Here is a 3591-nt window from a genome sequence, read left to right as displayed (position 1 = left end):
CGGGGCCGGGAGCCTTGGCCTTCGCCCCGCCGCAGGGCGCGCCGCTCAGCTTCGCCGACATCTTCCAGCAGGTCGCCCCCGCCGTGGTGCAGATCGACGTGAAGACCCGCGTCCAGCGCCCGCGCGGCGGCGTGTTCCAGATCCCCGGCTTCGGCGCCGTGCCCATCCCCGGCGCGCCGGGCGGATCGGGCGAGGAAGGCGAAGACAACACCCAGCTAGCCGCAGGCGCCGGGTCGGGCTTCTTCATCTCGGGCGACGGCTTCATCGTGACGAACAACCACGTCGTCGAAAATGCGGAGGAAATCACAGTCCGCTTGAACGACGAACGCGAGCTCAAAGCGCGCCTGATCGGACGCGATCCGCTGACGGACCTGGCGGTCATCAAGGTCGAAGGTTCGGCCTTCCCCTTCGTCTCCTTTGAAGACAAGGCGGAGCCGCGCGTCGGCGACTGGGTCATCGCCGTGGGCAACCCCTTCGGCCTGGGCGGCACGGCAACGGCGGGTATCGTCTCGGCCAAGTCGCGCGCCATCGGCGGCAATGAGAACCCCTATACGGACTTCATCCAGATCGACGCCGCCATCAACCGGGGCAACTCGGGCGGCCCGACCTTCGACATCTATGGCCGCGTCATCGGCGTGAACACGGCGATCTTTTCGCCGACGGGCGGCTCGGTCGGCATCGGCTTCGCCATTCCGGCGGGGATCGCCAAGGACACCACGGATCGCCTGATGCGCGGCGAGAAGATCGAGCGCGGCTATCTGGGCGTGACGATCGGCAATCTGACCAATGAGTATCGCGAGAGCCTGGGCCTGCCGGAGGGCACTAAGGGCGCCTACATCACCGAGGTGACCGCTGGGGCGCCGGGCGAGCAAGGCGGGCTGCAGGCGGGCGATGTCGTCGTCTCGCTGAACGGCCGTCCGATCATCGGCAGCAATGAACTGACCCGTGCTGTGGGCTCTGCGAAGCCCGGCGACGTGCTGCGGCTCGAACTGCTGCGCGAGGGGCGCCGCCAGACCATCAATGTTCGCGCGGGCACCCGTCCCGCCAACCTCGGCGCCGCCGAGGCCGAAAGCGATGATGCGACGACGCCGGATACGCCCGAAGCCGTGGCGGGCGAGAAGATCGAAGGTCTGACCGTGGCGCCGATCAGCGCCGCCTTGCGTAGCCGTTTCGAGCTTCCGGCTGAGACGCGCGGGGTGGTCGTCACCGCGATTGACGCTCAGTCGCGCGCGGCGCGTCTGGGCTTCCGTCCAGGCTTCGTCGTGGTCCAGGCCAACGGTCGTGCGGTGTCTTCGGTGAAGGAGCTCCGCGATGCCGTCGAGGCCGCACGGTCAGCCAACCGACCCGGCGTCCTGCTGCTGGTGCGAACGTCGGCCGGGAACACGCCGGTGGTTCTGCCCTTCGCCAAGTCTGAATAAGGCGTAACTCACGGGATCGGCGGCGATGCGCTAACATCGCCGCCGAATCTTTTTTGGGAGGCTGCATGCGTATTCTGGTGGTTGAGGACGACGCTGAAGCCGCGACCGCCATGGTGCGCGGCCTCAGCGAGGCCGGGCACGAAGTCACCCATGCGGTGGACGGCGCCTTCGGCCTGCTTGAGTCGCAGAAGGGCGGCTACGACGTCTATGTCGTGGACCGCATGATGCCGCGCCTGGACGGCGTCGCCATGGTCGAGACCATCCGCAAGGGGGGCGACCAGACGCCGGTGCTGTTCCTGTCCGCCCTGGGCGAGGTCGAGGACCGCGTCACGGGCCTGAAGGCGGGCGGCGACGACTATCTGGTCAAGCCCTACGCCCTGGCCGAACTGGTCGCGCGGGTGGAGGCCCTGTCGCGCCGCCGCGAGACGGGCGGGGTCCAGACCGTGCTCAAGGTCGGCGACCTGGAGATGAACCTGATCGCCCGCACCGTCCACCGCGACGGCCAGGAGATCGACCTGCAGCCGCGGGAGTTCCAGCTGCTGGAGTTCCTGATGCGCCACGCGGGCCAGTCGGTGACGCGCACCATGCTGCTGGAGAAGGTCTGGGAATACCATTTCGACCCTCAGACCAACGTCATCGACGTGCACATCAGCCGCTTGCGCTCCAAGATCGACAAGGGCTTCGACAAGGCCATGCTGCAGACCGTGCGCGGCGCGGGGTACCGGCTGGAGGCGTAAGGCCCCGGCATGAAACTGCCCTCGCTCTTTCGACGGACGCCCTTTCGGCTGACGCTGCTGTTTCTCGCGCTGTTCGTGGCGACGGCCAGCGCGGTGCTGGCCTATGTCTATTTCGCCTCGGCGTCCGAGGCGCGGGCGCGGGCCGAGGCCAGCGTTCAGGGCGAAGTCGAAAGCCTGACCGCCATCTATCGTACGCGCGGGCGCGACGCTCTGAATCAAGCGCTTGTCGAGCGGGCGATCCGCAACGGACCCTATCTTTACGTCTTCAAGGACGCCGACGGCCGCATCATCACCGCCAATATCACCGACGTGCCGGACGGGGTGAAGCCGGGGCAGTGGGACAGCTTTCGTCTGACGGATACGGACGAAGACGGCCGTGTTCGACGGCGTCAGTCGATCGGCATCGACACCCCCCTGTCCGGCGGCGAACACCTGTTCGTCGGCGAGGACATCGGCGACATCGAGGCCTATCTGGCGCGGCTGACCCAAGCCCTGTGGGGGGCGATGGTCATGGTGCTTGTGCTGGGCGTCGGCGGCGGGCTGTGGATCAGCCGGGGCGTTGAACGCGCCATGGCCGGTCTGAACCGCGTGGTGGCGGCGGTGCAGGAGGGCGACCTGAAGACGCGCGTTCCGATCCGCCATTCCGGCGACGAGCTGGACGAACTGGCCGAGGGGCTGAACGGGATGCTGGACCGGCTGGAGGGCTCGATGGCCTCGATCCGCCATGCCGGGGACGCCATCGCCCATGACCTGCGGACTCCGCTGAACCGGATGAAGGCCAAGATGGAGGTCGCCCTGATCGACGCCGAGGCGGGGCGAACGTCCGGCGTGGACGCCCTGGGCGTGGCGCTGGACGAGGCGGACGCGTTGCTCAAGACCTTCAACACCGTCCTGGCCATCGCCCGTCTGCAGGCGGGCGGGGCGCCCGATCCCAAGGTGTTCGACGCCGCCGATCTGGCCGCCGACATGGCCGAGCTGTACGAACCGGCGGGCGAGGACAAGGGGCTGGAGTTCGCCGCCGAGATCGAGAAGGGGCTGATGATCGAGGGCAATCAGCCCTTCCTGGCCCAGGCGCTCGCCAATCTGATCGACAACGCCATCAAATATACGCCGGAGGGCGGGGCGGTGACGTTCCGGGCGCGGCGGCGCTCGTCGGGCGACGTGGAGTTTTCCGTGACTGACAACGGGCCGGGCGTGCCGGACGAGGATCGCGAGCGCGTGCTGCAACGCTTCGTGCGACTGGACAACAGCCGCACCGAGCCGGGGTCGGGCCTGGGCCTGTCGCTGGTGACAGCGGTGGCCGAGGCGCACGGCGGTCGCATCCAGCTGGACGAGGGGCCGGGCGTCTATGACGGACGCGGGCCGGGCCTGCGCGTGGCCCTGATCCTGCCCGCCGCGACGCGGGCGCCTGAGGCTGAGGCGTGAGCGAGACCCTG

General features: G+C 68.5%; 3 protein-coding genes. All 3 read left to right on the top strand.

The genetic code is table 11. The features are described from left to right. On the top strand, positions 1–1418 hold a 1418-nt coding region (locus tag BDIM_RS00655), incomplete at its 5' end, for a Do family serine endopeptidase (RefSeq protein WP_155818581.1). 65 nt (positions 1419–1483) lie between these two features. Further along, a complete protein-coding gene (locus BDIM_RS00650; protein ID WP_003163635.1) occupies positions 1484–2155 on the top strand; it encodes a response regulator transcription factor in 672 nt (223 codons plus the stop codon). A gap of 9 nt (positions 2156–2164) precedes the next feature. After that, a complete protein-coding gene (locus BDIM_RS00645) occupies positions 2165–3580 on the top strand; it encodes a sensor histidine kinase (RefSeq protein WP_003163634.1) in 1416 nt (471 codons plus the stop codon). Positions 3581–3591 lie beyond the last annotated feature (11 nt).

It is taken from the genome of Brevundimonas diminuta ATCC 11568 (genome assembly GCF_000204035.1).
Taxonomy (GTDB): domain Bacteria; phylum Pseudomonadota; class Alphaproteobacteria; order Caulobacterales; family Caulobacteraceae; genus Brevundimonas; species Brevundimonas diminuta.
The sequence above is the reverse complement of the archived record's forward strand: the minus strand, read 5'-3'. Positions and strand labels throughout refer to the sequence as shown.

Coding starts and splice junctions, on each gene's coding strand:
- BDIM_RS00650 (WP_003163635.1), top strand. CDS start 1,484: ATGCGTATTCTGGTGGTTGAGGACGACGCTGAAGCCGCGACCGCCATG.
- BDIM_RS00645 (WP_003163634.1), top strand. CDS start 2,165: ATGAAACTGCCCTCGCTCTTTCGACGGACGCCCTTTCGGCTGACGCTG.